The organism is Carnobacterium sp. FSL W8-0810 (assembly GCF_038007125.1).
Classification (GTDB): Bacteria; Bacillota; Bacilli; order Lactobacillales; family Carnobacteriaceae; genus Carnobacterium_B; species Carnobacterium_B inhibens.
In genome coordinates this window covers 1,322,951-1,349,558 of sequence record NZ_JBBOWO010000001.1, presented here as the reverse complement: position 1 = coordinate 1,349,558, position 26,608 = coordinate 1,322,951, and the positions used below count along the sequence as shown (strand labels likewise).

Here is a 26,608-nt window from a genome sequence, read left to right as displayed (position 1 = left end):
CAATGTCCTAGCTCTATTACTAGAATTTCTCTTCTCTTTTAAAGTTACTGTAAAGATGAAACATCTAACAGCGACTAACTATTTTTCTGCCGAGCCTAGACGTCGAATTCCACATCCTATTTTTAGTTGAGCTGCTTTCCCCAAACACTAGGCATTTTCTATAATTGGCGCAATGCGCAGGGATGCTCTTGCTCTCAATTTTTGAAAATCGCTACGTGTCTAACCGGGGAACTCCACATCCTATTTTTAGTTGAGCTGCTTTCCCCAAACACTAGGCATTTTCTATAATTGGCGCAATGCGCGGGATGCTCTTGCTCTCAATTTTTGAAAATCGCTGCGTGTCTAACCGGGGAACTCCGCATCCTATGAATTTGATGCGATGATTTCTAATTTGCCTTCAATAGTCCATTCTTTAATGTCGTTTGGCAAAATCAAGTGTGTACCTTTTGTTAATGAGTACTCTCCTGCTTCGACAATTAATTTGCCGTTTCCTTCCAGAACGCTTACAAGAGTGTATGGTGCAGTTGCATGGAAGTCTGCTTTACCGTTTACTTCCCATTTATAAACGTCAAAAAAGTCTGTTTGGATAAATGTCGTCACATTAGCTTCTTTTTGTTTTGTTGTTTTTGTTTCAGGAGTTGCATCAACATGCGGAACAGTTGTCACATCAACGGATTGTTTAACGTGTAATTCTCTTAAATTACCTTGATCATCTTTTCGATCATAATCATACACACGATATGTCGTATCACTCGATTGCTGCGTTTCAAGAATCGTTATCCCACCGCCAATTGCATGGATTGTTCCACTTGGTACATAGAAAAAGTCGCCTTTTTTCACTTTGATACGGCGTAATAGATCGTCCCATTTCCCATCAAGAATCATTTGTTCTAACTCTTCTTTTGTTTGAGCATGATGCCCATAAATGATTTCAGCACCTTCGTCAGCATCAATGACATACCAGCACTCTGTTTTGCCTAGTTCTCCTTCATGTTCCATACCGTAACGGTCATCTGGATGAACTTGGACCGACAAGTCTTCAGCAGCGTCTAATATTTTTGTTAACAAAGGAAAGACATCTCCTTCTTCGTTTCCGAATACTTCCCGATGCTGGTCCCATACTTCGGCTAAAGTCAGGCCTTTATAGACTCCATTTTTTACTACACTTGGTCCATTGGGATGAGCACTAATTGCCCAAGCTTCACCAGTTTTGTCGCTCGGCAAATCATAACCAAATACTTCATTCAGCTTTTTTCCACCCCAAATTTTTTCTTGTAAAACAGGTTCTAAGATCAATGGTTCATTCATCACTTATTATTCCTCCTAAAATTATCCATTACTTTTGTTTTTCTTTTTCCGTTAAATAGCACTCTACTAGTTTATCTCGTTGCTCAAGGTATTCTGCTTTATTCTCATTGGTAGGATGGACGCGATTAGATAAAAAAACAAACGCTTCCTTTTCCAAGATATCCAATAAGATAAAGGTTCCTGTAAAACCAGTATGAAACAAATAGTCTTTATTGCCTTTTGATTTGATATCCCATCCTAAAGACCGATTCAAGGAGCCATTAGGAGTCCAATCACTTAATAATGATAGCACAGTTGTTTCATTAAGAATACGTTTTCCATTTAATTTCCCTTTATTCAACATCATTTGACTAAAGGTCAAACAATCGTTTAGTGTTGAAAATAATCCAGCACTGCCGCAATGGTCACCTAACGTATTGGCCTTTGGATCATGGACTTCTCCTTTTATTAATCCTCTTTTTGGATCAAGTTCAGTTGGTGCACATCTTTGTTTGTCGCTAGGATGGTAAGAGGAATCCATTAAATTTAACGGTCCGCTTACTCGCTTAGAAAACACATTGACTAAGCTGTCTTTTTCAATAGTTTCAATGATAAACCCTAATAAAATAAAACCAATATCCGTGTAATGCACTTCTTTTTCGAAGTTACTTCCAACAGGCAAATGCAAAATGGCTTGTTTCAATTCGCTAGCCGATAAAGTATCTCTATTAGGAATATATCCTTCTATTCCAGAAGTATGTGTCAGTAGATGTTTGAGTGTTATCTCTTGAGCTGAAAAGTCTGGCAAATAACGGCTAACTTTGTCATTTGGATTTAGCTTTCCTTCCTCCCATAACTGCAGAATGATCGTTGTCGTTAAGAAAACTTTAGTTAGAGAGGCAATATCATAAATTTGATCCTCTTGGATAGTTTCTGCATAAGGCACAACTGCAGTTAACCCATCCCGATAGTCAAATCGTTCATCATTTTTGATAAAACCAAAACTTGCGCCTGGCAATAATTTATCTTCTATTAGTTGGTGAATAAACATGCTTGTTTTGGGATACATTTTCTTATCCTTTCTAATTTTTCTGTTTTTCTTTTAAACAATTTTATATTTATTTCTTAATTATAATCGAATAAAGCATTTTCTTCTATACTGAGTTCAATTATCTAGCGGCTCATAAACGACAAAAAACCGGCAAACCCATTGCCGGTTTAACTTATTATTTATTATGAAGCCACCATAATTTTGATTGCTATGCCATTTGTATCTTTCAACGAAATGGCTTGTGTTGTTTCATCTAATACATAGCTATAATTTTTTGCATCTAGCTTTTCTTTTACTTGTGCTAATTCATCCGCAGATGAAACTAGGATCGTAAAGTAATTTAGCCCTCTTATACCTTCTTGTGCTGCAGGAATATTTCTTCCAGCCCATACATTCGCTCCAATTTGATGATGGTATTCGCCTGCTGCAAAGAATTTTGCTTGAGGACCGAATTTGAATTTTAAATCAAATCCTAAAATATCTTTGTAAAAAGCTTCTGTTTCTTCTAATTCTGCAACGAATAAATGAACATGTCCCATATAGCTTCCTTTAGGCATTCCTTGGAATTCTTGCTTAGCTTCTCCAATCACAGCTTCTGCATCCATTGGTTCTGTTACACCAGCAATTTGTCCATCTTCTCGAATATCCCACATGGATTTAGGCTTATCTGTATAAATTTCAATGCCATTGCCTTCTGGATCGTCTAGATAAAGAGCTTCGCTATATCCATGGTCACTTGCACCAGTTAATGGGTATTTTGATACTAAAAGGTGATACAAAATTTCTCCCAGGTCTTTACGAGTTGGCAATAAAAAGGCCATATGGTATAACCCAGTAGCAGCTGGCTTTTCTCCAAATGGTACAACATGGTACAACTGGTTTTAATTCCAATAAGACTTGTTCATCATCGAACGCACCCAATTGAACAATTTGTTCTGTTTCGTTTTTTAGCTCTAATCCTATAATGGATGTATAGAAATTTTTCATGTTATCTATATTTTCAACATTCAATACTACTTTTCCAATAATCGTTTTCTCTGATAACGGCATATTCTTATTCCTCTTTTCGTTTCTAATTTAATTAATTTCATCATTCAATTAACTTACTTTTAATAAGTATAAAGGAAATTCCATCTCTTTACAAGACTTTCACCTAATTCTTTCTTCATCTCATCGTAATAAGAGGATATATTCTACCAAAAAGAAAAATTTCACTTATTTTCTATTTTTTCGTCACACTTTTTTCATATTTAGATTCTATACTATATTTATACCAAAACAACAAACCAACTTTTTCATACTTTCTTTTTTACTCCTCCAAAGTAAAAAGAAACCTTACCCTTTCCACCTTAGCATTCCCTGCTAAGGTGGTTTTTTTATACACACAAAAAGGTTGAGATCAAATCTCAACCTTTTTGTGTGTATGTTATTATTCTTCATTAAAAGAACGGATTAGTTCTTTTTTCATCGCCAATCGTTGTGCCATCTCCATGTCCAGGATAAACCAGCATGTCATCGGACAGAGTAAAGAGTTGTTCTTTGATCCCTTTTAGCAATGCTTCTGAATCACTACCCGTTAGATCGGTTCTTCCTACACTACCTTTGAATAAAGCATCCCCTGAAACCACAAAATCATCAAATATAAAACTTACACCACCCGGCGAATGTCCAGGAGTAGATACTACTTTAAACTGAAATCCTTCGATATCATACGTCTTAAACAATTCAAATTCATATTCAGCAGGTTCTGCTGTAAATGGATGTCCTGTATGAATAGAAAGATTCAAGACCGGATTCGCAAGCCAAGCTTGTTCTAGATCACTAACATAAACAGGAACACTGTAGGTTTTTCTTACTTCTTCCAGTGCGCCAATGTGATCATAATGGGTATGTGTCAACAAGATAGCTACTGGAGTAACTTCCAATTCGTCTAACACTTTTTTTATAGAAACAAATTCATCTCCAGGATCAACGATCAGTGCTTTTTTCTCTTGATAAAGAATATAGCAATTTTCTTCAATCGTCCCTGTAATGATTCTTTTAATTTGGGTCATTTTTAGATCTCCTCTTCTTAATACCTATAGTGTTAGTTTAGCAGAATCTCTTAAAAAGAAAAGTATTGTACGTCGATTTCAACGGTTCTTCGTAGATAAAAAGAACCTCAACTTACTTCTTGCTGAACAAACTGACTATTATATAAATCAGCATAGAATCCATTTTGTGCCATCAATTCGTCATGTGTACCGGTCTCAATAACATCTCCATGATCCATTACAATAATATTGTCAGCATCACGAATAGTGGACAGACGGTGAGCAACTACGAAACTGGTTCTGCCCTTCAACAATTTTCTCATCGCTTTTTGAATCAGTACTTCTGTTCTCGTATCTACACTTGAAGTAGCTTCATCTAGAATCAATATTTCTGGATCAGCCAAGAAAGCACGTGCGATCGTAATCAACTGTCTTTGGCCTGACGAGATGTTGCTCGCTTCTTCATTAAGAATCGTTTCGTACCCATGTGGCAGTTTGCGTACAAAGTCATCCACGTGAGCGGCTATAGCTGAATTGTAAACACGTTCATCATCTTGACCATATTCAGCACTCCCGTAACGAATATTATCAAGTATCGTTCCATTAAATAACCATGTGTCTTGTAAAACCATAGCAAAATGAGAACGAACGTCTTCTCTTGAATAGTCTCGGATATCGACTCCATCTATTTTGATACTGCCGCTGCTTACATCATAAAAACGTTCTAGAAGATTGATCAATGTAGATTTCCCGGCACCAGTAGGCCCTACAATCGCGACCATTTGGCCTTCCGTAACGTTTAAATTAAAATCTTTCATTAGTAAAGGTGCATCTTCTCCACCGTAACCAAATTGGACATGATCAAATTGAACTTTATAAGGTGAATTTACAATAGGTTCAATTGCAGATGGTTCATCAGTCATTTCTTCTTCATCCAACACTTCAAAAACACGTTCAGCTGAAGCAATCGTTGCTTGAATCATATTAATCAAATTAGCCATTTCTCGAATTGGCTGATTGAATTGATTAGAATATTGCAGCATAGCTTGTACATTTCCTAACGTCACTGTACCATTAGCAACAAAAATTCCACCTACAACTGCAACAACTAGATACCCTAGGTTACGGATAAAAGCCATCAAGGGCATGATGAGACCAGATAAAAACTGAGCTTTTCGTGAAGCTTGATAAAGTTGATCATTTTTTTCTTCAAATGTTAAAATTTCTGTTTCTTCGTGATTATAAGTTTTTACTACAATATGTCCAGCATACGTTTCTTCAACTTGATTATTTAAAATACCTAAACGTTTTTGTTGAGCTGCAAATGATTTTTGTGAGCGTGGAGCAATCAATACAATGACTACCGCGCTTATCGGAACAGTAATCATGGTGACTAATGTCAAGGTACTGTTAATGGTCAGCATCATGTATAAGACAGCAAAAAATGTAACCACACTATTTACAAATTGAGTCAGTGTTTGCTGTAAAGTATTGGCAATTTGATCCATATCATTTACTGCACGAGACATAATATCTCCGTTTGAATGCGTATCGTAGTAATTCATAGGAACCCGATTCATCTTATCTTTTAAATCTTTTCGTAAGTCATATACGGTTCGTTGCGCTACACGAGTCATCGTAAATTGCTGGAAGTATCTGAAAATGGCAGATAGAATATAAAAAACAGCAACCGTTGCTAATATACCCGCAATCAACTCAAAATCGATCGGCAAAACATCAACAGGTTGTCCAGCTTGCTTTGATTTCGTGCCTTCTACTACACCTTTAAAGATTTCTGTAGTTGCTTCTCCTAGAATTTTTGGCGTCTGTGTCTGTAATACGATTGCTATAATTGCTAAAATAAATACAGTAATTATAGCGATTAACCGAGTAGACATGTATCCTAACAATCTTTTCAATGTCCCCCAAAAGTTTTTCGGCTTAATTTTGCGAAGAGATTCAGTAGAAGCATTACTATTCTTACTCATTACATCTCCTCCTCTTTCATTTGCGACCTCATGATCTCTTGGTAGGTTTCATTTGTATGTTTCAATTCTTTATGTGTTCCTTTACCAACCATTTTTCCCGCTTCTAAAACAATGATAGTGTCTGCTTCTATCACGGAACTAATGCGTTGAGCAATGATGACCACTACTGAATTTCTCGTTTCCGGAATCAAGGCTTTTCTTAAAGCAACATCGGTTTTGAAATCAAGTGCAGAGAAAGAATCATCAAAAATTAAAATATCTGCCTTTGTTACTAAGGCTCTAGCAATATTTAATCGTTGCTTTTGTCCACCAGAGAAGTTCCCTCCACCCTGTTCCACTACCGCATCTAAACCTTTTGGCAATGCTGAGACAAAATCATCTGCTTGAGCAATTTTTAATGCATGCCAGATTTCTTCATCGGTTGCAGTTGGTTTCCCATACTTTAGATTTTCACGAATCGTGCCTGTAAATAATAATGCTTTTTGTGGGGCATAACCTGTAAAACTACGCAAATCTGTTTGTTTCATCTCACGGATATCTACACCGTTGATCTTGATACTTCCTGATTCAATATCGTAAAAGCGGGTAATTAAATTTGCAATGGTCGATTTTCCAGAACCCGTTCCTCCAATAATTGCGATCACTTCACCTTTTTTTCCTTCAAAATCAATACCTTCCAATGCTAATTTTTCTGCTCCTGAATACCGGTAAGAAACGTCCTCAAAGGATAATGAACCGACATTTTCTTTTTGGATCTTGAGTGGATTTTCTGGATCTTTTATGATAGTTTCCATAGCTAAAACTTCATTGATACGTGCTGCGGAAACTTGACCACGAGGAATAAATACAAATACCATTGCCAAAATCATGACACTCATTAAGATTTGCATAGCATAGGTCATGAAGGTAACTAAATTTCCAACTTCCATACCTCCGACACTAATATACTGTCCACCAAACCAAATGATCGATATATTAGTGGCACTGATAATCAATGTCATAATTGGCAGCATAAAGCTCATGATCGTTTGGGCTTTGATAGAAGTATCTGCATAGTCTTTATTGGCTTCATCAAAGCGTTTTGTTTCAGAATCATTTCGATTAAATGCACGAATCACACGAATACCCGTTAGTCCTTCGCGAAAAACCAAATTAAGGCGATCCGTTTTCTTTTGCAGTGATTTAAAATAAGGCACAGCAAAATACATAATAATTCCAATAAAAATAGCCAATGCTGGAATTACATAAATAAAAATTTCTGCTAGTTTCGGCTCGCGATTGTAAGCTAGTATTCCTGCTCCAATTAGCATGATTGGAGACATAATCATCATTCTTAACATCATCATAGTGACCAATTGAATCTGCTCAACATCATTCGTTGTTCTGGTAAGCAAAGAAGACGTCCCTAGCTTATCTATTTCATCATTTGAAAAATAAGTGACTTTTCGGTAAATCTCACTACGTAATTTTTTGCCTAATTGTTGCGATTGCTGTGCAGCAAAATAAACATTTGCAATTGCTGCTAAGATACTAAGAAAAGAAAAGCCCAGCATCTTTACTCCTACAGAAATAATGTATTCTACATTTCCTATGGCTACTCCATTATCAATAATATCTGCTGTTAACGTTGGAAGATACAAATCGCCAATAACTTGAATGATCATGAAGATGACAGCACCCAAAACAGCCCAATAATTTAGTTTCCTCATTAATTTGAGCATTTGTTGTCCTCCTTTGGTCATTATTCTCATACTGTATTCAATTTAATACGCTTTATTTATTAAAATGGTTCTTTTGTAACCGTTTATCAATTATATGTGACCACCTGTTTTTTTTCAAATTTCTGATACCTTTATTACTAACACAAGTTATATTAACTAGTTTTGTTTCTTGCTGTTTAAGAATAACTTTAGTAAAATTGCTACAGAGGCCAGTAAGAAAAGGCTCTCAAAAAAATCGAAAGAAGGATTTTATTTATGACAAAATTATTAGTGGTTCGTGCTCATCCATTAGACGGAGAAATCTCTCGTTCAATGCAAGTTACAAATGCTTTCGTAAAATCATATATTGAAAGCCACTCAGAAGACACTATTGAAGATATTAATTTATATGATCTAGCTGTTCCAGACATCGACCGTGACTTATTACAAGCTTGGTCAGAACTTGGCAGTGGCACAGCATTTGATGAATTATCTGAAGTTAAACAACAAAAAATCACCTTGTTTAATGGTTATACGGATGGCTTTTTGAACGCTGATAAAGTTGTTATAGCAAATCCTTTATGGAATTTAAATGTTCCTGCTCGTTTAAAGGCTTGGGTGGATACAATCACTGTTGGTGGAAAAACGTTTAAATACAATGAAAAAGGCGAAGCTGTAGGGCTAGCTGGCGATAAAAAAGTTTTACATATTCAAGCAAATGGCGGCGTTTATGGCGGAAAAGATCCAGCCAACCAATATTTGAAAACAATTCTGAATTACATCGGTATTACTGATTTCCAAGAATTATTTGTTGAAGGTATGGATTACGCTCCTGATAAAGCAGCAGATATTATGGCTGAAGGAATAGAAAAAGCTACTGCTTTAGGAAAAACATTCTAATAAATTAAATCCTTATTCTTATAAACATACACAAGAAGAAAGGCCATAATGGTCTTTCTTTTTTTTGTTAATTGGCAAACGGTGTTGGTACAACAAATTAACACTTCTTTTTCATTAATGCCTTTCTTTTGAAGCAGCTGTTGAAAAGGAATACACTGAAGACAAATGGGATTAAACTAAAATAAAGAAAGAAGGCAAAGATTATGAAAGAAACGGCATTAGAACAAACCGCAAAAATAGAAACAGAATTAATTGCTTTTCGCAGATTACTTCACTCAGAACCAGAGTTAAGTGAGAATGAATTCAAAACACAAGATAAAGTTATTGTTAAATTAGAAGAATATGGTATTCCTTATAGAAAAGTTGGAAAAACCTCAACCATTGCTACTATCAAAGGGAAAAATCCTGGAAAGACAGTCGCCTTACGTGCCGATATTGATGCATTGCCAATCAATGAAGATTTGAATTTAGACTTTCAATCCAATAATCCTGGTGCCTGGTGTCATGCATGCTTGTGGTCATGATGCTCACACAACAATGGCTATGGGAGCAGCAAAAATATTAAATGAATCCAAAGAAAATTTCGATGGAGAAATACGTATCTTCTTCCAAGAAGCAGAGGAAACCTTTGAAGGAGCTAAAAAAATTGTAGCTGATGGTGGAATGGTCGGAGTTGATGCTGTATTCGGCATGCACAATTACAACACTATTCCGACTGGGTCCTTTTATTCAGGAGCTGGTGACTTATTTTCTGGCTGTGATACCGTTTATGTAACTTTTACTGGTAAATCAGGCCACGGCGGAACTCCACAATTAGGAAAAGATTCCTTCACTCCTGCTGCTCAATTTGCACTTGATTTGCAAGAGATCATTGCTAAAAATGTTGATTCCAGAAATCCCGTTGTTCTAAATGTTGGACGCTTTGCAAGCGGAAAAAAAGCCAATATTGTTCCAAAAGAAACAACAATGGACATTTCAATGCGCTACTTTGATGAAGAGAGTCGTGATCTTACTCATGCAGCCATTAAGCGCCATGCTAAGGCTTTTGCAGACATGTATGAAATTACTGTTGATGTAACAATCGAGCCGAGCACACCTCCAACAAAAAATGATGCTGCTTTAGCAAAAATAGCTACTAATGCTGGCACGAAAGTATTTGGTTCAAATAAGGTTTCAGAGTTCCCAAGAGCAATGAATTCTGAAGATTTCTCTTATTATCTGAAAGAAGCTCCCGGTGTCTACGGCATCATTGGGATATACAATGAAGAAAAAAATACCATTCATGCTCCTCATGATGATCACTATGAACTTGACGAAGATATCTTAAAGCTAGGCGTCGCTTGGCATGTTGAATTTGCTTTAGAATTTTTAGGAACCGAATCCAATTAAAAGCAACAACTTGCTCTACAAGTATCTAGTAAGAAAATGATATAGAATCAGCAAACAGTTTTGTTCTTTTTTGACTAGTACTCGCATTCTCTACCTTAATGAACACTATAAAAAAAACAACTTTTTTCCTCATGATTGAGGAAAAAGGTTGTTTTTCATTTTATGTAACAGAAAATCTCACAATAGGTGCAACATCTCAATTAGGATTAGAAAAAAGTTCCCTTTGTTTAAAACTGGTTTTATTGCTTTCATCCAGTTAGCTGTCATACTCAAAATAATATAACTTTTTATTTTTACTATCGTATATTCCTGCTGTATAGTTTTTAGCAGACTCAGAAAATAGCTCTTCGCCTTCAGTAATTCGATCTTCACCATCATATCTGTCGATAAATATCCAATAACCCTCTGTAATTTCAGGCATATTATTTTTCTCTGCTAAATCAGATATATAATAAACATCGTTTTTTTCGCCGCCATAAAATTCTAGTTCGATATTCTCCGAAAGAGGAGTAGGTTTCCAATCTTTGTTGTTCTGAATCTGAGATAAAATAGTTTCTGCCTCATCTTCTTCAAACTGGACATTAGCAACAGTGACTCCATCTCCATGAAAACCTCCATGATCATCTTCGTAATTGATTTCTGATTCTGATGGCAATTGAATCGCTAAAGAATTGGAGATTTCTTTACTGATAGACGTTGAAAAGCATCCTGTCAAAAAACAACTAAGAATTGTTAGTAAGAAAAAATCACGAAAAAATTTCCTTTTCATTTCACATTCCCTCTCCTTCTATCCTAATGGTCAAATAAATAGAAAACTGGCTGGTATGAGTCCGGTTGAATCCCGTCTTCATACCAGCCAGTTGGTAGTTTAATTCATTTAACTGTAGGTGTTTAACACCTCAGCTGCTAACAGTTTTCTTATCAAGATTAGCTTTTTTTACTTTTATTTACAATAATAACCGGTGGAGGAGCTGGATTTTCATCACTCTCATAAAGTCCAGTATAATCTTTATACCATTTAAAGAAATGGACAACAATTACTTTTAAGACAGCGTACCCTGGAATCCCCAGAATAACTCCTGGAATCCCAAAAATCTTTCCTGCAGAAAGTAAAACTATGATAATCGTAAGCGGATGAATTTCTAGATTGCTTCCCAATATTTGCGGTTGGATCACTCTTCCTTCAATCATTTGTTCAATAGCAAATACGATCAGTACTTTGATCAGCATGCTTGGAGAATCCACTAAAGCAATGACAATAGCTGGGATAGTTGCTAAAAATGATCCAAGGTAAGGAATCAAGTTTAAAAAACCGGCCAATACACCTAAAGTCACAGCGTATTCTAAACCAATGATAGCAAACCCAATCCAAAACATTAACCCTACAAAAAAGGCTACTACTAGTTGGCCGCGTATATATTGACTGATTTGTGTATTGATCTCAGTTAACAAGTTATACGTACTTAGCCTCATCTTTGAAGGAATTACTTTCATTACATGATACGGTAGACTCTTGCCATCTTTTAACAAGTAAAAAAGAATAAATGGCATCGTGATAATAGCAATCACTATATTTGTTACTGCTCCAACGACACTTCCGATACTCTCAAAAGTTGAATCCAAAACCCCATTAGCTTGTTCTGATACATTGGATAATAGATTTGTATTGAAATCGGACAATCGTGTTTGAAATTCAGATAACACATCGCTTCGTAACCAACTATCTATTTGGGTCACGATATTATCCCAATAAATAGGCCAATTTTTTATAATACTGAAAGTTTGTTCTTGAATGATTGGAATCAATGTTGTAATTCCCCAAACAATCAGTGCACCGATAATAATAAAAATCCAAGCTATCCCGAGCATCCGAGGAATTTTTTTTCGTTCCATCCAATCTACTAATGGATTAACAAGGTAATACAGTACTCCTGCTAAAATAACCGGAAGTCCAATAATACTTATAAAATCTCTGATGGGTGAAAATAAATGAGCGACTTTTGAAAATAAAAATAGATTTAGAAAGATTAAAAGTGAAACAATTAAAATGGAAACTACTTTATTATTTAAAACCCATTTCCAAAACCAGGTAACTGTTTCTCTGGTTTTTACTTTTAGTTTTTCTTCCCCCATAACCTTTGCTCCAATCTATATAGTCTTTTTAATTGTTATAGGTAATTTTGGTACCAATCGATACTTCTGGTAATTCATAAGGTGATAAGTAAACGCCGCTCTCGATTCGATCATCTTCTGGAACTTCTGAAAAAGAAAGGGTAACGTGACCAATAGTATTTAAATTTTCATTGGCTAAACTTCCAACAGTTTCAATAACGTATTTTTTTTCACCGAAAGAAATTGTACTGCCTGGTTTTAATTTAGTCGTTTCTTTATCTTCTTCGAAAGACTGAATAATAGCTACGGTACGAATATCATCTGTAGCTTGCTCTCCAAATAAAATTATCATAGGATCTTTTTTGCTGATAGCATTTTCTCCAATTGCCGTTACTGTTCCAACTAACATATTATCCATTCCTTTCTCATTCCTTTATTCTTTTTTATTTTACCATATTCTTGCTTTTAAAGGTTAATAAAAGCTAATCCATTCCAGTAAGATGCTAAAAACAAAAAAAGTTACTCATTGCTTTAAAAATTCCTTTTTAGTGTTTGCTACCTGTTGGAGAGACTGGTATGATAAATTGAGATAAACTACCCAATAATGGAGGTGGATTTTATGAATTCTACTACTAATGAGCAGAACTTAAAAATAGAACAAGCAGAAAAACAAATCAAAGAGATTCATCATCCCTCATTTGTTTTAAAAAAACAAGACGATGATTTACTAACTACTGTCACATTAACAAATGAACTTTCAGCTGAATTAATAGAGTTTTTTATTTTACATAGAGAAACAGGAGAAAAATATCCTTTTAAAGCACAGTTCGCTAATGGGGCCCACTCTTTCTCAGTTAATATCCGTTCCTTTATTAAGCAATACGCACCTGTAGATCCAAAAGAACATTTTGAATTTTATTTTACTATTCGTTATACAATAGATGGTCACTCAATTTTTAAAGATGAACCTCTATCTCTTAATCGCTTTGATCATTATGAATCCTATGGTCTGACTGAAGTTCAAGATAGCGGCCACCGTCTTTACCCTTACTTTAGCCGAAAAACCCAAGGCTTTTGCTTTACGATCAACATTCCAGTACGAAGTGTGCGTTATATCAAACAGTCAACTATAGATTCTGTACAATTAAAAAAAGATACTTTAACACTTACTGGCACAATTATGACGAAAGCAAATCCAATTAATCGAATCGATACAATTTTGGTAGGAAGAAAATTTGGCCATCGTCAAACAATCCATTCAGACCATCAGCTGATTCAGTCAGAAGACATCACACATCTTTATTCTTACAACTATCAGATCAACTTAGACTTAGCTGATTGTGCACATGAGTTCTTTCTGAACAAAACCGGCGATGAAGATTTTGATTTATACTTTGAATTATACTTAAATGGACTTTTTGAACCGACTGTTATCCGTGTTTCCAATCCTAGTGATGCCAATGCGAAAAAAAATTACACTTATTTTTCACATAGTTATGGAAAGAAAACTATGGTGTTAGCTCCTAATTTCACTGGTCAATCAAATAATTTTATTCTTTCAGTAACGAACTTTCAAAAGGAATCATTTGAATACATGAAAGAACTCCTTCCATTTATCCCAGTTTTGCGCCCATTTTACAGTAATCGAAGCATTTGGATCATTGGGGAAACACCCATGGAAGCTAGAAATAATGGATGGAATTTTTATCGTTATATGAGACAGAATTACCCCGAAAAAGAGGTTTACTATGTGATCGATAGCCATTCTCCAGATTATGCTAAAGCAGCAGAATTAGGTGAAGATCATCTTTTGATCTATAAATCAAAAAAATATATTTGGACTTTAGCAATGGCTCAATTGCTGGTGACTACTGAAGAACCTTATGCTATTTTGCCAACACGCAATCCGTTATGGTTAGATGTGTTAAGTGCTAAAAAGGTTCTTTTGCCAAAGAATGTACTCGGCTTACACAATGCAAAATCAACTTTTGAATACAATACCAAACGCTTTAAAGCAGATTTAATTTTGGTAAGTTCTAAAACTGAAAAAAGATACGCTATTGAAACATTCAACTTCCCTGAAGAAAAAATTTCACTTACCGGTTTACCGCGTTTTGATAAGTTATTAACTGTAGAAACAAGTTCAGCAACAAAACAACAAATTCTTTTATTTCCGATGAATCAAGAATCTGGTTTGCACTATCAATCTGACGTCATTACCCATATGGCATTGTGTTTCCTTTCTTTATTAAAAAATCCAGCTTTCCTAGATTTCGTTGACCATTACCATCTTGATGTCGTAGTAGCTCTTCCTCCCTCGATGCTGCATTATTTATCAGCATTTACAGAAAATAATTGTACGGTTGTGCTACAAAGTCAAGAAGATGTTCAGCAATTAATCAAAGATAGCAAACTATTCATAACGGATGCCGATCCTATTGCTTTTGATTTTAGCTTTCTTTTAAAACCGGTTTTATTTTATCAACCGGATATCAAAACACACTCTTCAGAAGAACCATTTGATTCCAGCTGTACGTACTTAAATGAGTTGCCTGGTGAAATTACAACATCAGAAGAAAGCCTCATTCATCTATTGGATCAAATCGGCCAAAACCAATTTCAAGTTACTCGTAAGAATCAACAAAAAGTAGATGCCTTGCTTTATTATCATGATACACAATCCGCTCAACGTATCTACGAAGCTATTTCTGCCCTACTTCACTAACCAACTAACAATTGTATCGTTCGTCCATTAAGTTTAAAAAGACACTTTTTGTAAAAAAAGTGTCTTTTTACTTTAAATCTTTAATCAGCTAGTGCTATACTTGAAATTGAAAACTGTTACATAAAACCAAGGAGGCTTTACAATGAAAGAAACCATCTATCTAGGAACGTATACTAAAGGAAATAGTGAAGGTATTTATGAAATCGCATTAAACACTGAAACGAAACGCTTAGAGGAAGCTAAACTTGTAGCCAAGGTAGGCAATCCAACTTATTTAACTTTATCAAATGGAAAAGATATCATCTATTCTGTTAGTAAAACAGATCAAGGTGGCGGAATCGCTGCTTTCAAGAAAAAACCTGCTACAACATATGAAAATACGACTACTTTTTTTGAAAAAACGAGTGAATTAATTGAAGAAAATGCTGCTCCGCCTTGTTACGTTGCTTATGATGCGGATCGTTCGCTTGTTTATACAACAAGTTACCATGATGGATTTGTTTCTGTATATAAAACAAACAATAAAGGCTCATTGACGTTAACTGATGTCAAACAACATGAAGGCTCAAGCGTTCATGAAAATCAAGAAAAAGCTCATGCTCATTACTTAGATCTTACTCCGGATAAAAAGTATGTGGTGGCTTGTGATCTAGGAACAGATAATGTTTTTACTTACCAAGTTTCTGAAGAAGGCAAACTAAATCTAGTTCAGACTTATAAAGCAAATCCAGGTACTGGCCCTCGCCACTTAGTTTTTCATCCAAATGGTAAATTTGCTTACCTTGTAGGAGAACTAACTAGTGAAATTGTTGTCTTAGCTTACAATGCGACAGATGGTTCATTTGAAACGGTTCAAACTGTTTCTTCTATTCCAGAATCTCATACAACATTTAACAGCGGATCAGCTGTACGTGTGACTGAAGATGGACGCTTTTTATACTCTTCAAATCGTGGCCACAACTCAATTGCAGTTTACTCTATAAATGAAACTGGAGATACAATTGAACGAATTCAGTTGATTTCATCTGAAGGAGATACTCCTCGTGACTTTGCACTAGATCCAACTGAACAATTTGTAGTAGTCGGACATCAAAATTCAGATAAACTAACGCTATTTGAAAGAGATGCTGAAACAGGACTGTTATCTCTGCTACAAAAAGATGTTTATGCTCCAGAATGTGTTTGCGTCGCATTTGAATAAGAAACTTAAAAACCTAGTTGGAAGCCGATAACGGTTTCCAACTAGGTTTTTATTTTACCTCTATTTAATTTATCTCTAATTAAACTTATTTATTGTAAGCTTATTTTAGATATGGTATAGTTACTTTGTTGAAAGGAGATGAAACAAGTGATAAAAGGTCTTCACCATATTTCTGCTTTCACTAAATCTGCTAAAACCAATCACTATTTTTATACCGTTGTGCTCGGTTTACGATTTGTAAAAAGCACGGTCAATCAAGAAAATACATCTATTCGCCATTTATTTTATGGAGACTACCAAGGCAACCCTGGTACGTTATTAACCTTTTTTGAGCTAAAAAGAGCTGGTCGTTCTTATAATGAAACCAACTATTTCTCTACTATAACCTTAAAGATTCCAAAAGGTACACTCTCTTATTGGAAAACTCGTTTAGCTCATTTTTCAATCGAGAGTCATGTAGATTTAGAAAACCAACGTTTATTTTTTAAAGATCCTGATCAGATGGAACTTTCATTAATTGAAGTAGATGACATTATTCTTACTGAAAATGCGACTAAGCATTCTGACATTCCACAATCTAATCAAATTATTGGTATTTTTGAAGCCGAACTTACCGTTAAACGTCCGGATGAAACTCTCTCTTTCCTTAAAACGTTTTTAGGTCTAACCCCTACTAATCAGCATTCTCAGTTAAAAGATACACAACAAAGTGCACTTACATTTGTTGGTTCTAACAAGAAATCATCATTATCTCGCATGGGAAGAGGCTCCATAGATCATATTGCTTACACAGTCTCTTCCGCTAAAGAACTTGAGGAATTGTATCAAAAAGCAGTACATCACCACATCGTCATTGAACAATATATTGAACGTGGTTATTTTAAAAGCTTGTATGTAAAAGAGCCAAATGGGTTACGCATTGAGATAGCCACTGAGACTCCTGGTTTTACCTTGGACGAACCCATTGAAGCATTGGGAAATAAACTTGCACTACCTATTTTTTTAGAGAATAAAAGAGCCGTAATCGAAGCTCAATTGGAGGATTTTCAATAGGAACGAATTAAAAAGAATTCACCATATTACAGCCATTACAGGTTTAGATCCTATCTTTTTGCGTGTTAAAAACTTTGATTTTATGAAAGAATTATTGGAAAAAGTTCTCTTATTTAAATTTAAAGAAATAAAGAAAGAAAATCAATTCCACCTGTTCGAAGTCGGTGAAGGTGGAATTGGCGCACAAGTAATCGTTGAACACAATGAACTCCTTCCTGATACCCAATCTCAGGATATGTTGATCTTTTTTATTTTGAATCGCTATATGCTCGTATTTCACCAGGTATTTTATTTGATTTCGCAACAGATGGTCCTGGTTTTATTGATGATGAAGAAAGTTATGAGACGTTAGGAGAGACATTAGCTTTGCCTCCTAAATCTAGAGACCGACGTGAAAAAATTGAAAAACTTGTTCGACCAATTGATACAATTCGCAGCACAAAAGTATTCGAAAAAGAATACTTAAATGAACAAAAGCATGAGGTACTTTACTGTATCTTGTGTACATTAACTAATTAGGAAGTGGCACATAATGATTCATTATAAAGCAGAACAATTATCTAAAAAACAACAATATAAATTTGTAAGCGGCAGTGTAATCCCACGTCCGATTGCTTGGGTCACCTCATTATCAAAAGACGGATCTGTAGTAAATGCAGCTCCTTTCAGCTTTTTTAGCGCTGCTTCAAATGAATTGCCTTTGCTGACTGTTGCTATTTTAAGAAAAGATGGCGCAATAAAAGATACCGCTCGCAATATCATTGATCAAAAAGAAGCTGTCATCCATATTGTTGATCAGTCTGTGGTGGAAGAAATGAATCAAACTTCTGCCCCCCTTTCCCCAGATGAAAGTGAAATTGATCAAACGGGTTTAACATTAGTCGATAGTGTAACAGTAAAGGTTCCTTCTATTGTAGAAGCTAAAATACGTTTTGAAGGCGTCTTGCATCAATATGTACCGATTAAAAATGAAAATGAGGAAATCGTAACGGATTTCTTTTTCATCCGAGTAACAGATTTCTTTTTTGACGAGAAAGTGTTTGATCAAGAAAAAGAATACATTTTAAATGACCAATTAAACCCTGTTGCGAGACTTGCGGGTAATCAATACGCTACATTAAATGAAGAATTTACTATTGTACGCCCAAAGTAAGCTAAAAAGAGACACTCAAGAAGAAAAAATTCTTGAGTGTCTCTTTTTTTTGGATTTTATTGTTTTATTGGACGATTGCATTCATGTAAATACAATAGGACTGCAAAAATTAAAATGACTAGATTTATACTAACTGTAATAGTTTTGATTTCGAATGGAAGGACACCTATATTAGCTATTAATCCGAACAATAGAATGATTATCATGCCTCCTAACATTCCTATTAGGTTCATCATGCTCTGCTTAATAAGTTGCGTTTCATCCTGCCAGTCATAATAGGCCATCCTATTTCCAATAAAAATACCGGCTACTGCAGTAAATAATGAAAAAATAAGTGGTGTGATTATTATCAAAATCGTTTCAATAAAGCTAGTATTCAAGGCGATGCTAAACAATATTGAACAGACGATCGATGTTGGAATGGTAAAAGTCAGATTGGATAACAAATAACTATCATATAGTGTTTTTGGAGAAATTGGCAATGATTTAATCAACCAGATGTTTTTTCCTTCTAATGCAAGTGAAATAGCAGCCGTATTGGACATAGAAACCATAGCTGCAATGACATAACCGGCAACATTTTTTACGATAGGAAAATAGTCAACTAAATCAAGGCTCTGCAGTATTTTCTCTGGTCCAGCAGTTAAGACCATAACGGCTAATAAAATTGCAAGAACACAACCAACCAGCAAATTTGTGGCACATACTGTTGACTTTAAGATACGCATAATTGTTTTTTTATACAATGCCAAGAGCATCCCACTTTGTCGCAGCACTCCAAGTTTGTAATTTCCCCTGCTTATATGTGAAGTCAAAGCTGTATTGATTTGTTTGTACTTTATAGGTAACAGCAATAACAACAACATGTATAAACCTATAGAAATGCCTGCAAAAATCAGAAAAGAAAGGATTTTCCCATCTACTATTGCTTCCTTGAAAAGTTTTGTAGGTAGATAGAACTGGTTCAATCGATCAGAAATATAAGGAGCTAATGTTGAAAATGCGTCAGCATTTATCGTTCCTGTTTGAAAATCAAAAAGTTCTCCAAAACCAATATCCGATGTTGCAACACTCATGGAAAGTAACATGAACACTATTAATAACGCTATGGAAAGGAATGTAGCTACTGCACTTGTGTATTTAAATTTAACTGAGATTGCTGTAACCATCGCACCAAAAATAGCCGCAACAGCTGTAGGAATCAAGCTGACTAAAAAGATGCTAATAAACCACATAAGATAAGATATAAAAGCAGGCTGTTCAAACAAAATATAGATGATCCCCATTGGAAACATCACAATAAATGCAATAAGTGTGTTCCAAATATACATATTTAAAAAACGGCTGTTAATAATTGTTCTTACCGTCAACGGCAGAGACATGACTTGATCATAATCATAAAAGCCAAAAAGTTCTCCATTTGATTTAAACAATGAAAACGATAAAGTGAACAGGCTGCTAATGAATAAAGCGATACTTGGAATCAAATCTATCATTCCTAAGTAAACATATCCGTAAGCCATTCCACCACAATACGCAATAAGCATAATCAAAATAATACCAATAGATACTGTCAGTGCAATTTTACTGTTTCTTTTACGTTTATCCTTTTCATAACGAAAAACATTGATTCCAAGCTGCTCTATTAATCTATTCTTCGTAAGAAGCCAACATAAATTTTTTCGTTTTGTTTTTACATCCATAGTATTCATAACTTAACGTGTGCTCCTCTTTTTTGATTATTCATGATCCAAAATATCTATGAAGATTTCTTCTAATGAATTGCCTTTTTTCTCTTTCAACATATCTTCCATAGTGCCTGAAAAAACAAGTTTTCCCTGGTTGATCATAGCTATTTTATTGCAAAGTTTTTCTGCAGTATCCAGTACATGTGTTGAAAAGAAAACGGAACTTCCGTGTGCACAAAGTTCATGCATGATTTTTTTTAGGACAACAGCAGCTTTAGGATCCAGACCAACAAAAGGTTCATCTAATACAAGTAGCTTTGGCTCATGAATTACAGCGGAGATTATGGCAAGTTTTTGTTTCATGCCGTGCGAATACGAAGAAATTAGGTCTCCGAGATTTCCGGTGATTTCAAATGATTCTGCATATTTTTTTATTTTCTCTTCTCGAACAGTTGAAGAAACACCAAAAATATCTGCTATAAAATTCAAATACTGGATACCTGTCATATGTTCATATAAATCTGGATTATCTGGTATATAGGCAGTAACTTGCTTACATAAAATCGGGTCTGTTCTCAGCGAATGACCGTCAATGAAAATTTCTCCTTCTTCATAATCAAGAATACCAACTATCGATTTGATTGTGGTACTTTTCCCTGCTCCATTATGACCAATGAAACCAAAAATATCTCCTTCCTCTACTATAAGACTTATATTGTCTACTACTTTTTTATCTCCTTTATAGGTTTTACTAAAATTTTTGATTGTTAACATTTCATACTTCCTCTCTCGTTTTACGAGCTTGTTTATCAATTTTTATTTGGATAGTCAATTATAAATAAGCATACCCTTTTTCATTCTATTTTACAGCCATTTTTATGTTGTATTTAGTAAAATAATTTTTTCAGCACATAGTAACAGTAAGAAACCCAGATTTTTATAGATAGATTAAGCTAGCAAATTATTTTAGACTAAAAGATGTATTAGTTAGGTTTTCATCACTCTATTTAACTACACAAATACACCCCAAAAGTTAGAGTCTACTCTAGCTTTCGGGGTGCAGTTCAACTATCAACTTTAATTCTCTAAAACTTTTTTTGCAAATAGATTTATGCTTTTGCTGTAAGGGTTCCAATTTCTGCTGAAGCAGAAGCTTGTCCTTTACCACTTAAAGTGAAATCAGCTACTTTATCCATGTTTGTTAATACAACAACCATAGCGTTATCTTTTCCAGCAGCTTCTAGAGCAGCTAAGTCAACTGTAGAAATCAATGTTTCAGGTGTTACTTGATCTCCTTCTGAAACAGCTGTAGTGAAAGGTCCACCGTTTAATTCAACAGTATCTAATCCCATGTGCAATAAGATTTCTACTCCATTAGGAAGTTCAATTCCAACTGCATGTTTCGTTGGAAATACGCTAACAACTTTACCAGTAACTGGTGAATAAATTTTTCCATCTGTTGGAATAACTGCATATCCATCACCCATCATTTTTTGTGAGAAAACTGGATCAGCTACTTCTTCGATAGATACAACCGTCCCATTTGCAGGTGCAAATAATTTTGCTGCAGCACTTTCATCTTTTTTACTATCCTTTTTTAAAAAATCAAACATACCCATATTCAATTCCTACTTTCTTTATTTTATAGTCTACTTCCTATCGTGAACAATAAGAAGTTTGCACTTAATGATACCATAAACGTGCTGTTAAAGAGAAGATAAAAGGTTGTCTAATTGCTCATTTTATGCATTTTTATTCATTTTTTTTAATTCTAAATAAACTGTAGTGGTTTCTACCTCTTCACTATTCGATCCGATCATCAAATCAAATTCTCCTGATTCAACGGAGACAGATAAATCTTGGTGTACATATTCAAGATCTTGTTGATTTAATTCAAATAGAACAGTTGCAACTTCACTAGGTTCTAACAAAATTTTTTTAAATCTTTTTAATTCTTTTATTGGACGAACGACTTGTCCAACTTTATCTCGAATATACAACTGGACAACTTCAGATCCTGTTACTTTTCCACTATTTGTAATCGTGGTTTCTACAATGATTTTATCTGTCTGTTCTCTTTCAGATTTAGATAAAGTAACTTTCATTGGACTGTAACTGAATTGAGTATAACTTAATCCATACCCAAATGGAAAAAGAGGCCGATTATCAACATCTAAATATCTTGAAAGATACTTGTCTTCTTGGTTGTAAGCCGTTAAAGGCCGTCCTGTATTGTCTTGATTATAATAAAGCGGAACTTGCCCCACAGCTCTTGGAAATGACATGGTTAGTTTCCCACTTGGATTTTTAGTACCATATAAAATATTTCCTATAGCAGTTCCAGCCTCTGTTCCTGGAAACCATGCTTCAAGAATACTATCCACATCTTGCACAACGTCTGTTAAATCTAATGGTCTGCCATTGAATAAAATTAAAACGATTGGTTTATTTAAGGTACGCAATTCCTTAATCACTTGAATCTGTTCTGCCGGCAATTTAATGTTACTCCGACTAGCTCCTTCTCCACTCATATATGAAGATTCGCCAAGTGCTGCTACTATAACGTCAGCAGTACTTACGTCATCTAGCCAGTCTTTTGGTCTGTCATTTTTTGAATGGTCTATTGTTTTTACTACAATAGCTTCTTTTGAGATATGGTTTAACAAACCTTCATATACCGATACACTTTCACTAGGTTCTCCTTTCCAAGACCAAGGACCTAAAACGTCTTTTGATTGATCTTTCGGAACGATTAAAGCGACCTTTTGATGGTGAGTTAATGGAAGGACCTGTTTTTCATTTTTTAATAAAACAATTGATTCTTCAGCAACGATTCTAGCTTTTTCTCGATGTTCTTTACTGAACACCAAGTTATTTTCAAGTTCACTGTTTGCACCACGGTAAGGATTTTCAAATAAACCCAATTCATTTTTCAAGGTCAAGATACGCCAGACTGCTTCATTCAAAAGTTCTTCAGAAACTTTGCCTTCATCAATCAATTCATTTAAATAATTTAAATAGCCGCCTGTCATCATCTCAATGTCTACTCCAGCTTGTATAGCTAGTTCTCCGGCTTGTTTTAAGTCTTTAGCTATTCCATGTGGAATCAATTCACCAACTGAAGCCCAATCTGAAATCAAAACTCCTTCAAAACCTAATTCTTTTCGAAGAGTCTCCCGCATTAAAGGCTTATTAGCGGTAGCTGGGACACCTTCTAGTGAATTAAAAGCCGTCATTACTAATTTGCTTCCTTCACTGATTCCAGCTTGATAAGCTGGAAGATACATTTCCTTCAATGTCCTTTCTGAAAGTTCTACTGTATTGTATTCTCGCCCAGCTACAGGTGCACCATAACCAGCAAAGTGCTTGACACAGGCTGCAACAGAGAATGGATCATTTTTTAAATCCTGCCCTTGGTACCCTCTAACAAAAGCACGTGCATAAAGTTGATTTAAGTATGGGTCTTCTCCCGTTGATTCCATTACTCTACCCCAACGGGCATCACGAACTAAGTCGACCATTGGTGCAAAAGTAACATGCAACCCTGAAACGGCTGCTTCTGTTGCGCTAACATTAGCACTTTCTTCAACCAATTCGGGTTGCCATGTACTAGCCATAGCCAACGGGACAGGGAAAATCGTTCGATATCCATGTACCACATCAGCCATAAATAACAGCGGAATTCCTAATCGACTTTTTGCTAAATGTTCCTTTTGAATATTTATCAGCGTTTCTGCTCCAGAAATACCCAGTACTGAACCACTAACTGTCATCTTTTTAGGAGTCATATTCATTTCATGCATAGGACCAGTATTTTCGCTGTCTTCTTCTTTATAGAATTCGCCTGCAAGTTGGACCATTTGACCAATTTTTTCAGCTCTTGTCATTTCTCCTAGCAAGTGCTTAAGTTGAGTAGTATCCATAAGAACCTATCCTCCTTGTCAAAATTAAACCGTTTTCTTACTGCAACTGTATCATCTAATTTTTTGTTTCTCAAATGATACCTCTGAAAACTAAAAACAGACCACTCTTTTTTTAATTTTTCTAAAAAAATATGCTATAGTTGAACAGTATCAAATAGAAAGGACGATAAAAATCAATGAAAAAAATAAGCAAAGGACTTTTTCTTTCAATAGCTCTTGCTCTTATTGCTACATTATTAGGAACTGTTTTTCCAATTATTGGCAGTGCTGTATTTGCTATTGTTCTAGGGCTGCTACTAAATAATACCCTTGGCATTCCAGCTGATTTCCAACCGGGCATCAAATTTTCTTCAAAAAAAATCTTACAAGCCTCCATCATTTTGCTAGGCTTTAGTTTATCCATTCAAGATATTGGAACGACTGGGCTCTCATCTTTAAGTGTTACGCTGATTACGATCGCTGTAGCCTTTATTAGTGCTTTTTTAATGGGAAAATGGTTAAAAATACCCCTCAACACTAAAACTTTGATAGCTGTTGGAACAGCTATCTGTGGTGGTTCAGCAATTGCAGCTGTTTCACCGATCATCGAGGCCGAAGAGGATGAAGTGGCTTTATCTATTTCCACGATTTTTTTATTTAATGTTGTAGCTGTTTTTCTTTTTCCATTTTTAGGTCATTTGATGAACTTATCTGATGCTGGATTTGGTTTATGGGCTGGTACAGCTATTAATGATACTTCTTCAGTTGTCGCAGCTGGTTATAGTTACAGTGAAACAGCTGGAGATTACGCTACGATCGTAAAACTGACCAGAGCTACATTGATCATCCCTGTTTCATTGATCATAGCTGGTATCCAAATTTACAAAAAAAAGCACCATGCTGATAAAGTACCATTAAAACAATTATTTCCTTGGTTTATTTTATGGTTTGTCGTGGCTTCTTTGATCAGTAGTACTGGTATTTTACCAGAAGCTTTTATTTCAGTAGCTAAGTGGCTTTCACGTTTTATGATCGCAATGGCGTTAGGGTCTATCGGCTTATCAGCTAACTTGAAAGATCTCTTACGAACAGGGAAAAAACCTGTTCTGCTAGGTTTAATTACCTGGTTCTTTGTTGCTGCCAGCAGTTTACTTATCCAATTTTTCCAAGGTTTGCTGTAACGGTTGAATGTTATCTAAAAAAATCTTAATTTTATTTAAATACTATAGGATATTCTAATAGAGTTAGGTATACTTAATTTTGTGTATTTTGCATATCTGTTTTTGATTTGAAAGGAGAACAACATGATTTTTATTGAATTATTGAAAGCTGCTTTTTTAGGAGTTATCGAAGGTGTTACTGAATGGCTGCCGATTAGCAGCACAGGTCATATGATTTTGGTAGAGGAATTTATTAACTTAGATGCTTCTGCAGCGTTCAAAGAAATGTTTTTTGTCGTCATCCAATTAGGTGCCATTTTGGCAGTAGTGTTGATTTTCTTCCATAAGCTAAACCCCTTTTCACCAAAGAAAACAACTCAAGAAAAGAAAGATACTATGTCTATCTGGTACAAAGTAATTGTAGGAGTTCTTCCTGCAGCCGTATTAGGCTTTCTGTTTGATGACTGGTTAAATGATCATTTATACAATTATTGGACAGTTGCTATTATGTTGATTGTTTATGGGTTTTTATTTATCGTTATTGAAAATCGGAATAAAGGCAAGGAAAGTTCTGTCAACTCTTTTAAAGACTTAACTTACAAAACCGCCTTTTTAATTGGGATGTTCCAAGTTCTTTCATTAATTCCAGGTACTTCTCGTTCAGGAGCAACAATTTTAGGTGCTATTCTAATTGGGACTTCTCGTTTTGTTGCTACGGAGTATTCATTTTTCCTTTCTATCCCAATTATGTTTGGAGCAAGTTTCCTTAAACTCTTTAAGTTTGGTTTTAACTTTACAGGAATAGAAATAGGCATTCTTTTAACAGGTATGATTGTTGCGTTCGTTGTATCTGTTATCGCTATTAAATTCTTAATGGGATACATTAAAAATAATGACTTTAAAGCTTTTGGCTGGTATAGAATTATTTTAGGTATACTTGTTATTGCTTATTTCCTTTTATTTGGTTAAAACATTAGCTGAATCAGGACAAATGCCCTACTCCAAAGCTCATTCTCGTTTTTGATGATCTATTCATCAGAAGTGAGCATGAGTTTTTTGATTTGCGGGCGTCACTTTTTCATGAAATGGCCATTGACGGAAAAGTAGAGTGGAAAATTCGGTTCACTCTTTCATGAGACGGCTTTTCACGAAGGAGTGAGACAAAAAAAGAAGGTCACTTGTTCATCAAACTGAGTTACACGTAACAGCTATACAACAAAAAAATCTCACTCTTCCATGAAAAAAGAGTGAGTTTGAAAGTTGGTA

General features: G+C 35.1%; 22 protein-coding genes and 1 pseudogene. 10 read left to right on the top strand and 13 right to left on the bottom strand.

All coding sequences use genetic code 11. The features are described 5' to 3' along the window. Positions 1–363 precede the first annotated feature (363 nt). From manA to NST49_RS06510, 6 genes and pseudogenes are all read right to left on the bottom strand, one after another. Positions 364–1,308 (bottom strand): mannose-6-phosphate isomerase, class I, encoded by a 945-nt coding sequence (gene manA / locus NST49_RS06540; RefSeq protein WP_301425939.1) that lies wholly within the window; start codon positions 1,306–1,308, stop codon positions 364–366. Positions 1,309–1,336: 28 nt separating this feature from the next. Then, positions 1,337–2,356 carry a serine hydrolase domain-containing protein gene (locus NST49_RS06535; RefSeq protein ID WP_301425903.1) on the bottom strand — a complete coding sequence of 340 codons (1,020 nt, stop codon included), beginning with the start codon at positions 2,354–2,356 and terminating at the stop codon, positions 1,337–1,339. 164 nt (positions 2,357–2,520) lie between these two features. Next, positions 2,521–3,388 (bottom strand): annotated as a pseudogene (locus NST49_RS06530) (VOC family protein). Positions 3,389–3,777: 389 nt separating this feature from the next. Continuing rightward, positions 3,778–4,392 carry an MBL fold metallo-hydrolase gene (locus NST49_RS06520; RefSeq protein ID WP_251165504.1) on the bottom strand — a complete coding sequence of 205 codons (615 nt, stop codon included), beginning with the start codon at positions 4,390–4,392 and terminating at the stop codon, positions 3,778–3,780. Between the two features lie 107 nt (positions 4,393–4,499). Beyond that, entirely contained in the window at positions 4,500–6,359 is a 1,860-nt protein-coding gene (locus NST49_RS06515) for an ABC transporter ATP-binding protein (RefSeq protein ID WP_341047625.1), read from the bottom strand. Next, positions 6,359–8,080: an ABC transporter ATP-binding protein gene (locus tag NST49_RS06510; protein ID WP_341047623.1), complete on the bottom strand. Its 1,722-nt coding sequence runs from the start codon at positions 8,078–8,080 to the stop codon at positions 6,359–6,361. Before NST49_RS06510 ends, NST49_RS06515 begins: the two co-directional genes overlap by 1 nt. 255 nt (positions 8,081–8,335) lie before the next feature. Between NST49_RS06510 and NST49_RS06505 the strand changes: the two genes are divergently transcribed. From NST49_RS06505 to NST49_RS06495, 3 genes are all read left to right on the top strand, one after another. Next, positions 8,336–8,959 (top strand): NAD(P)H-dependent oxidoreductase, encoded by a 624-nt coding sequence (locus NST49_RS06505; RefSeq protein WP_034537203.1) that lies wholly within the window; start codon positions 8,336–8,338, stop codon positions 8,957–8,959. 203 nt (positions 8,960–9,162) lie between these two features. Next, the gene (locus NST49_RS06500) at positions 9,163–9,483 is read left to right on the top strand and encodes a hypothetical protein (RefSeq protein ID WP_341047621.1); all 321 of its coding nucleotides are present in this window, start codon (positions 9,163–9,165) and stop codon (positions 9,481–9,483) included. Next, complete coding sequence (locus tag NST49_RS06495; RefSeq protein WP_341047619.1) at positions 9,464–10,348, top strand: amidohydrolase; 885 nt, start codon at positions 9,464–9,466, stop codon at positions 10,346–10,348. Before NST49_RS06500 ends, NST49_RS06495 begins: the two co-directional genes overlap by 20 nt. A gap of 256 nt (positions 10,349–10,604) precedes the next feature. On the opposite strand, the gene NST49_RS06490 is transcribed toward NST49_RS06495, so the two are convergent. From NST49_RS06490 to NST49_RS06480, 3 genes are all read right to left on the bottom strand, one after another. Continuing rightward, entirely contained in the window at positions 10,605–11,117 is a 513-nt protein-coding gene (locus tag NST49_RS06490) for a hypothetical protein (RefSeq protein ID WP_051932665.1), read from the bottom strand. Positions 11,118–11,275: 158 nt separating this feature from the next. Continuing rightward, positions 11,276–12,481 carry an AI-2E family transporter gene (locus NST49_RS06485; RefSeq protein WP_023178656.1) on the bottom strand — a complete coding sequence of 402 codons (1,206 nt, stop codon included), beginning with the start codon at positions 12,479–12,481 and terminating at the stop codon, positions 11,276–11,278. A gap of 28 nt (positions 12,482–12,509) precedes the next feature. Then, positions 12,510–12,878, bottom strand: a complete 369-nt coding sequence (locus NST49_RS06480; protein ID WP_023178657.1) for a PTS glucitol/sorbitol transporter subunit IIA — start codon at positions 12,876–12,878, stop codon at positions 12,510–12,512. Positions 12,879–13,079: 201 nt separating this feature from the next. Here NST49_RS06480 and NST49_RS06475 point away from each other — a divergent pair, with 201 nt between their 5' ends. From NST49_RS06475 to NST49_RS06455, 5 genes are all read left to right on the top strand, one after another. Continuing rightward, positions 13,080–15,185, top strand: coding sequence for a CDP-glycerol glycerophosphotransferase family protein (locus NST49_RS06475; RefSeq protein ID WP_301425898.1), 2,106 nt, complete (start codon positions 13,080–13,082; stop codon positions 15,183–15,185). Between the two features lie 142 nt (positions 15,186–15,327). Then, positions 15,328–16,386, top strand: a complete 1,059-nt coding sequence (locus tag NST49_RS06470; protein ID WP_301425897.1) for a lactonase family protein — start codon at positions 15,328–15,330, stop codon at positions 16,384–16,386. Between the two features lie 147 nt (positions 16,387–16,533). Continuing rightward, entirely contained in the window at positions 16,534–17,439 is a 906-nt protein-coding gene (locus NST49_RS06465) for a VOC family protein (protein ID WP_034537210.1), read from the top strand. Positions 17,440–17,521: 82 nt separating this feature from the next. Further along, positions 17,522–17,791, top strand: a complete 270-nt coding sequence (locus NST49_RS06460) for a hypothetical protein (protein ID WP_341047612.1) — start codon at positions 17,522–17,524, stop codon at positions 17,789–17,791. 180 nt (positions 17,792–17,971) lie between these two features. Further along, positions 17,972–18,592, top strand: a complete 621-nt coding sequence (locus NST49_RS06455) for a flavin reductase family protein (RefSeq protein WP_023178667.1) — start codon at positions 17,972–17,974, stop codon at positions 18,590–18,592. A 56-nt stretch (positions 18,593–18,648) separates the two neighbouring features. On the opposite strand, the gene NST49_RS06450 is transcribed toward NST49_RS06455, so the two are convergent. The 4 genes from NST49_RS06450 to NST49_RS06435 all read right to left on the bottom strand — a co-directional run bounded on the left by NST49_RS06450 (position 18,649) and on the right by NST49_RS06435 (position 24,203). After that, on the bottom strand, positions 18,649–20,304 hold the full coding sequence (locus NST49_RS06450) for a hypothetical protein (protein ID WP_341047610.1): 1,656 nt from the start codon (positions 20,302–20,304) through the stop codon (positions 18,649–18,651). 27 nt (positions 20,305–20,331) lie between these two features. Continuing rightward, the gene (locus NST49_RS06445) at positions 20,332–21,054 is read right to left on the bottom strand and encodes an ABC transporter ATP-binding protein (RefSeq protein ID WP_034537215.1); all 723 of its coding nucleotides are present in this window, start codon (positions 21,052–21,054) and stop codon (positions 20,332–20,334) included. A 335-nt stretch (positions 21,055–21,389) separates the two neighbouring features. After that, positions 21,390–21,899 carry a PTS sugar transporter subunit IIA gene (locus NST49_RS06440; protein WP_023178672.1) on the bottom strand — a complete coding sequence of 170 codons (510 nt, stop codon included), beginning with the start codon at positions 21,897–21,899 and terminating at the stop codon, positions 21,390–21,392. A gap of 123 nt (positions 21,900–22,022) precedes the next feature. Further along, positions 22,023–24,203 (bottom strand): glycoside hydrolase family 3 N-terminal domain-containing protein, encoded by a 2,181-nt coding sequence (locus NST49_RS06435; protein ID WP_341047607.1) that lies wholly within the window; start codon positions 24,201–24,203, stop codon positions 22,023–22,025. Positions 24,204–24,379: 176 nt separating this feature from the next. On the opposite strand from NST49_RS06435, the gene NST49_RS06430 reads away from it, so the two are divergent. After that, positions 24,380–25,363, top strand: coding sequence for a YeiH family protein (locus tag NST49_RS06430; protein ID WP_341047606.1), 984 nt, complete (start codon positions 24,380–24,382; stop codon positions 25,361–25,363). Positions 25,364–25,486: 123 nt separating this feature from the next. Further along, positions 25,487–26,311 (top strand): undecaprenyl-diphosphate phosphatase, encoded by an 825-nt coding sequence (locus tag NST49_RS06425; RefSeq protein ID WP_341047604.1) that lies wholly within the window; start codon positions 25,487–25,489, stop codon positions 26,309–26,311. The last annotated feature ends 297 nt before the right edge of the window (positions 26,312–26,608 follow it).

Coding starts and splice junctions, on each gene's coding strand:
- NST49_RS06455 (WP_023178667.1), top strand. CDS start 17,972: ATGATTCATTATAAAGCAGAACAATTATCTAAAAAACAACAATATAAA.
- NST49_RS06520 (WP_251165504.1), bottom strand. CDS start 4,392: ATGACCCAAATTAAAAGAATCATTACAGGGACGATTGAAGAAAATTGC.
- NST49_RS06495 (WP_341047619.1), top strand. CDS start 9,464: ATGCATGCTTGTGGTCATGATGCTCACACAACAATGGCTATGGGAGCA.
- NST49_RS06435 (WP_341047607.1), bottom strand. CDS start 24,203: ATGGATACTACTCAACTTAAGCACTTGCTAGGAGAAATGACAAGAGCT.
- NST49_RS06475 (WP_301425898.1), top strand. CDS start 13,080: ATGAATTCTACTACTAATGAGCAGAACTTAAAAATAGAACAAGCAGAA.
- NST49_RS06480 (WP_023178657.1), bottom strand. CDS start 12,878: ATGGATAATATGTTAGTTGGAACAGTAACGGCAATTGGAGAAAATGCT.
- NST49_RS06535 (WP_301425903.1), bottom strand. CDS start 2,356: ATGTATCCCAAAACAAGCATGTTTATTCACCAACTAATAGAAGATAAA.
- NST49_RS06440 (WP_023178672.1), bottom strand. CDS start 21,899: ATGGGTATGTTTGATTTTTTAAAAAAGGATAGTAAAAAAGATGAAAGT.
- NST49_RS06425 (WP_341047604.1), top strand. CDS start 25,487: ATGATTTTTATTGAATTATTGAAAGCTGCTTTTTTAGGAGTTATCGAA.
- NST49_RS06500 (WP_341047621.1), top strand. CDS start 9,163: ATGAAAGAAACGGCATTAGAACAAACCGCAAAAATAGAAACAGAATTA.
- NST49_RS06450 (WP_341047610.1), bottom strand. CDS start 20,304: ATGAATACTATGGATGTAAAAACAAAACGAAAAAATTTATGTTGGCTT.
- NST49_RS06510 (WP_341047623.1), bottom strand. CDS start 8,080: ATGCTCAAATTAATGAGGAAACTAAATTATTGGGCTGTTTTGGGTGCT.
- NST49_RS06505 (WP_034537203.1), top strand. CDS start 8,336: ATGACAAAATTATTAGTGGTTCGTGCTCATCCATTAGACGGAGAAATC.
- NST49_RS06515 (WP_341047625.1), bottom strand. CDS start 6,359: ATGAGTAAGAATAGTAATGCTTCTACTGAATCTCTTCGCAAAATTAAG.
- NST49_RS06430 (WP_341047606.1), top strand. CDS start 24,380: ATGAAAAAAATAAGCAAAGGACTTTTTCTTTCAATAGCTCTTGCTCTT.
- NST49_RS06470 (WP_301425897.1), top strand. CDS start 15,328: ATGAAAGAAACCATCTATCTAGGAACGTATACTAAAGGAAATAGTGAA.
- NST49_RS06485 (WP_023178656.1), bottom strand. CDS start 12,481: ATGGGGGAAGAAAAACTAAAAGTAAAAACCAGAGAAACAGTTACCTGG.
- NST49_RS06490 (WP_051932665.1), bottom strand. CDS start 11,117: ATGAAAAGGAAATTTTTTCGTGATTTTTTCTTACTAACAATTCTTAGT.
- NST49_RS06445 (WP_034537215.1), bottom strand. CDS start 21,054: ATGTTAACAATCAAAAATTTTAGTAAAACCTATAAAGGAGATAAAAAA.
- NST49_RS06460 (WP_341047612.1), top strand. CDS start 17,522: ATGAAAGAATTATTGGAAAAAGTTCTCTTATTTAAATTTAAAGAAATA.
- manA (WP_301425939.1), bottom strand. CDS start 1,308: ATGAATGAACCATTGATCTTAGAACCTGTTTTACAAGAAAAAATTTGG.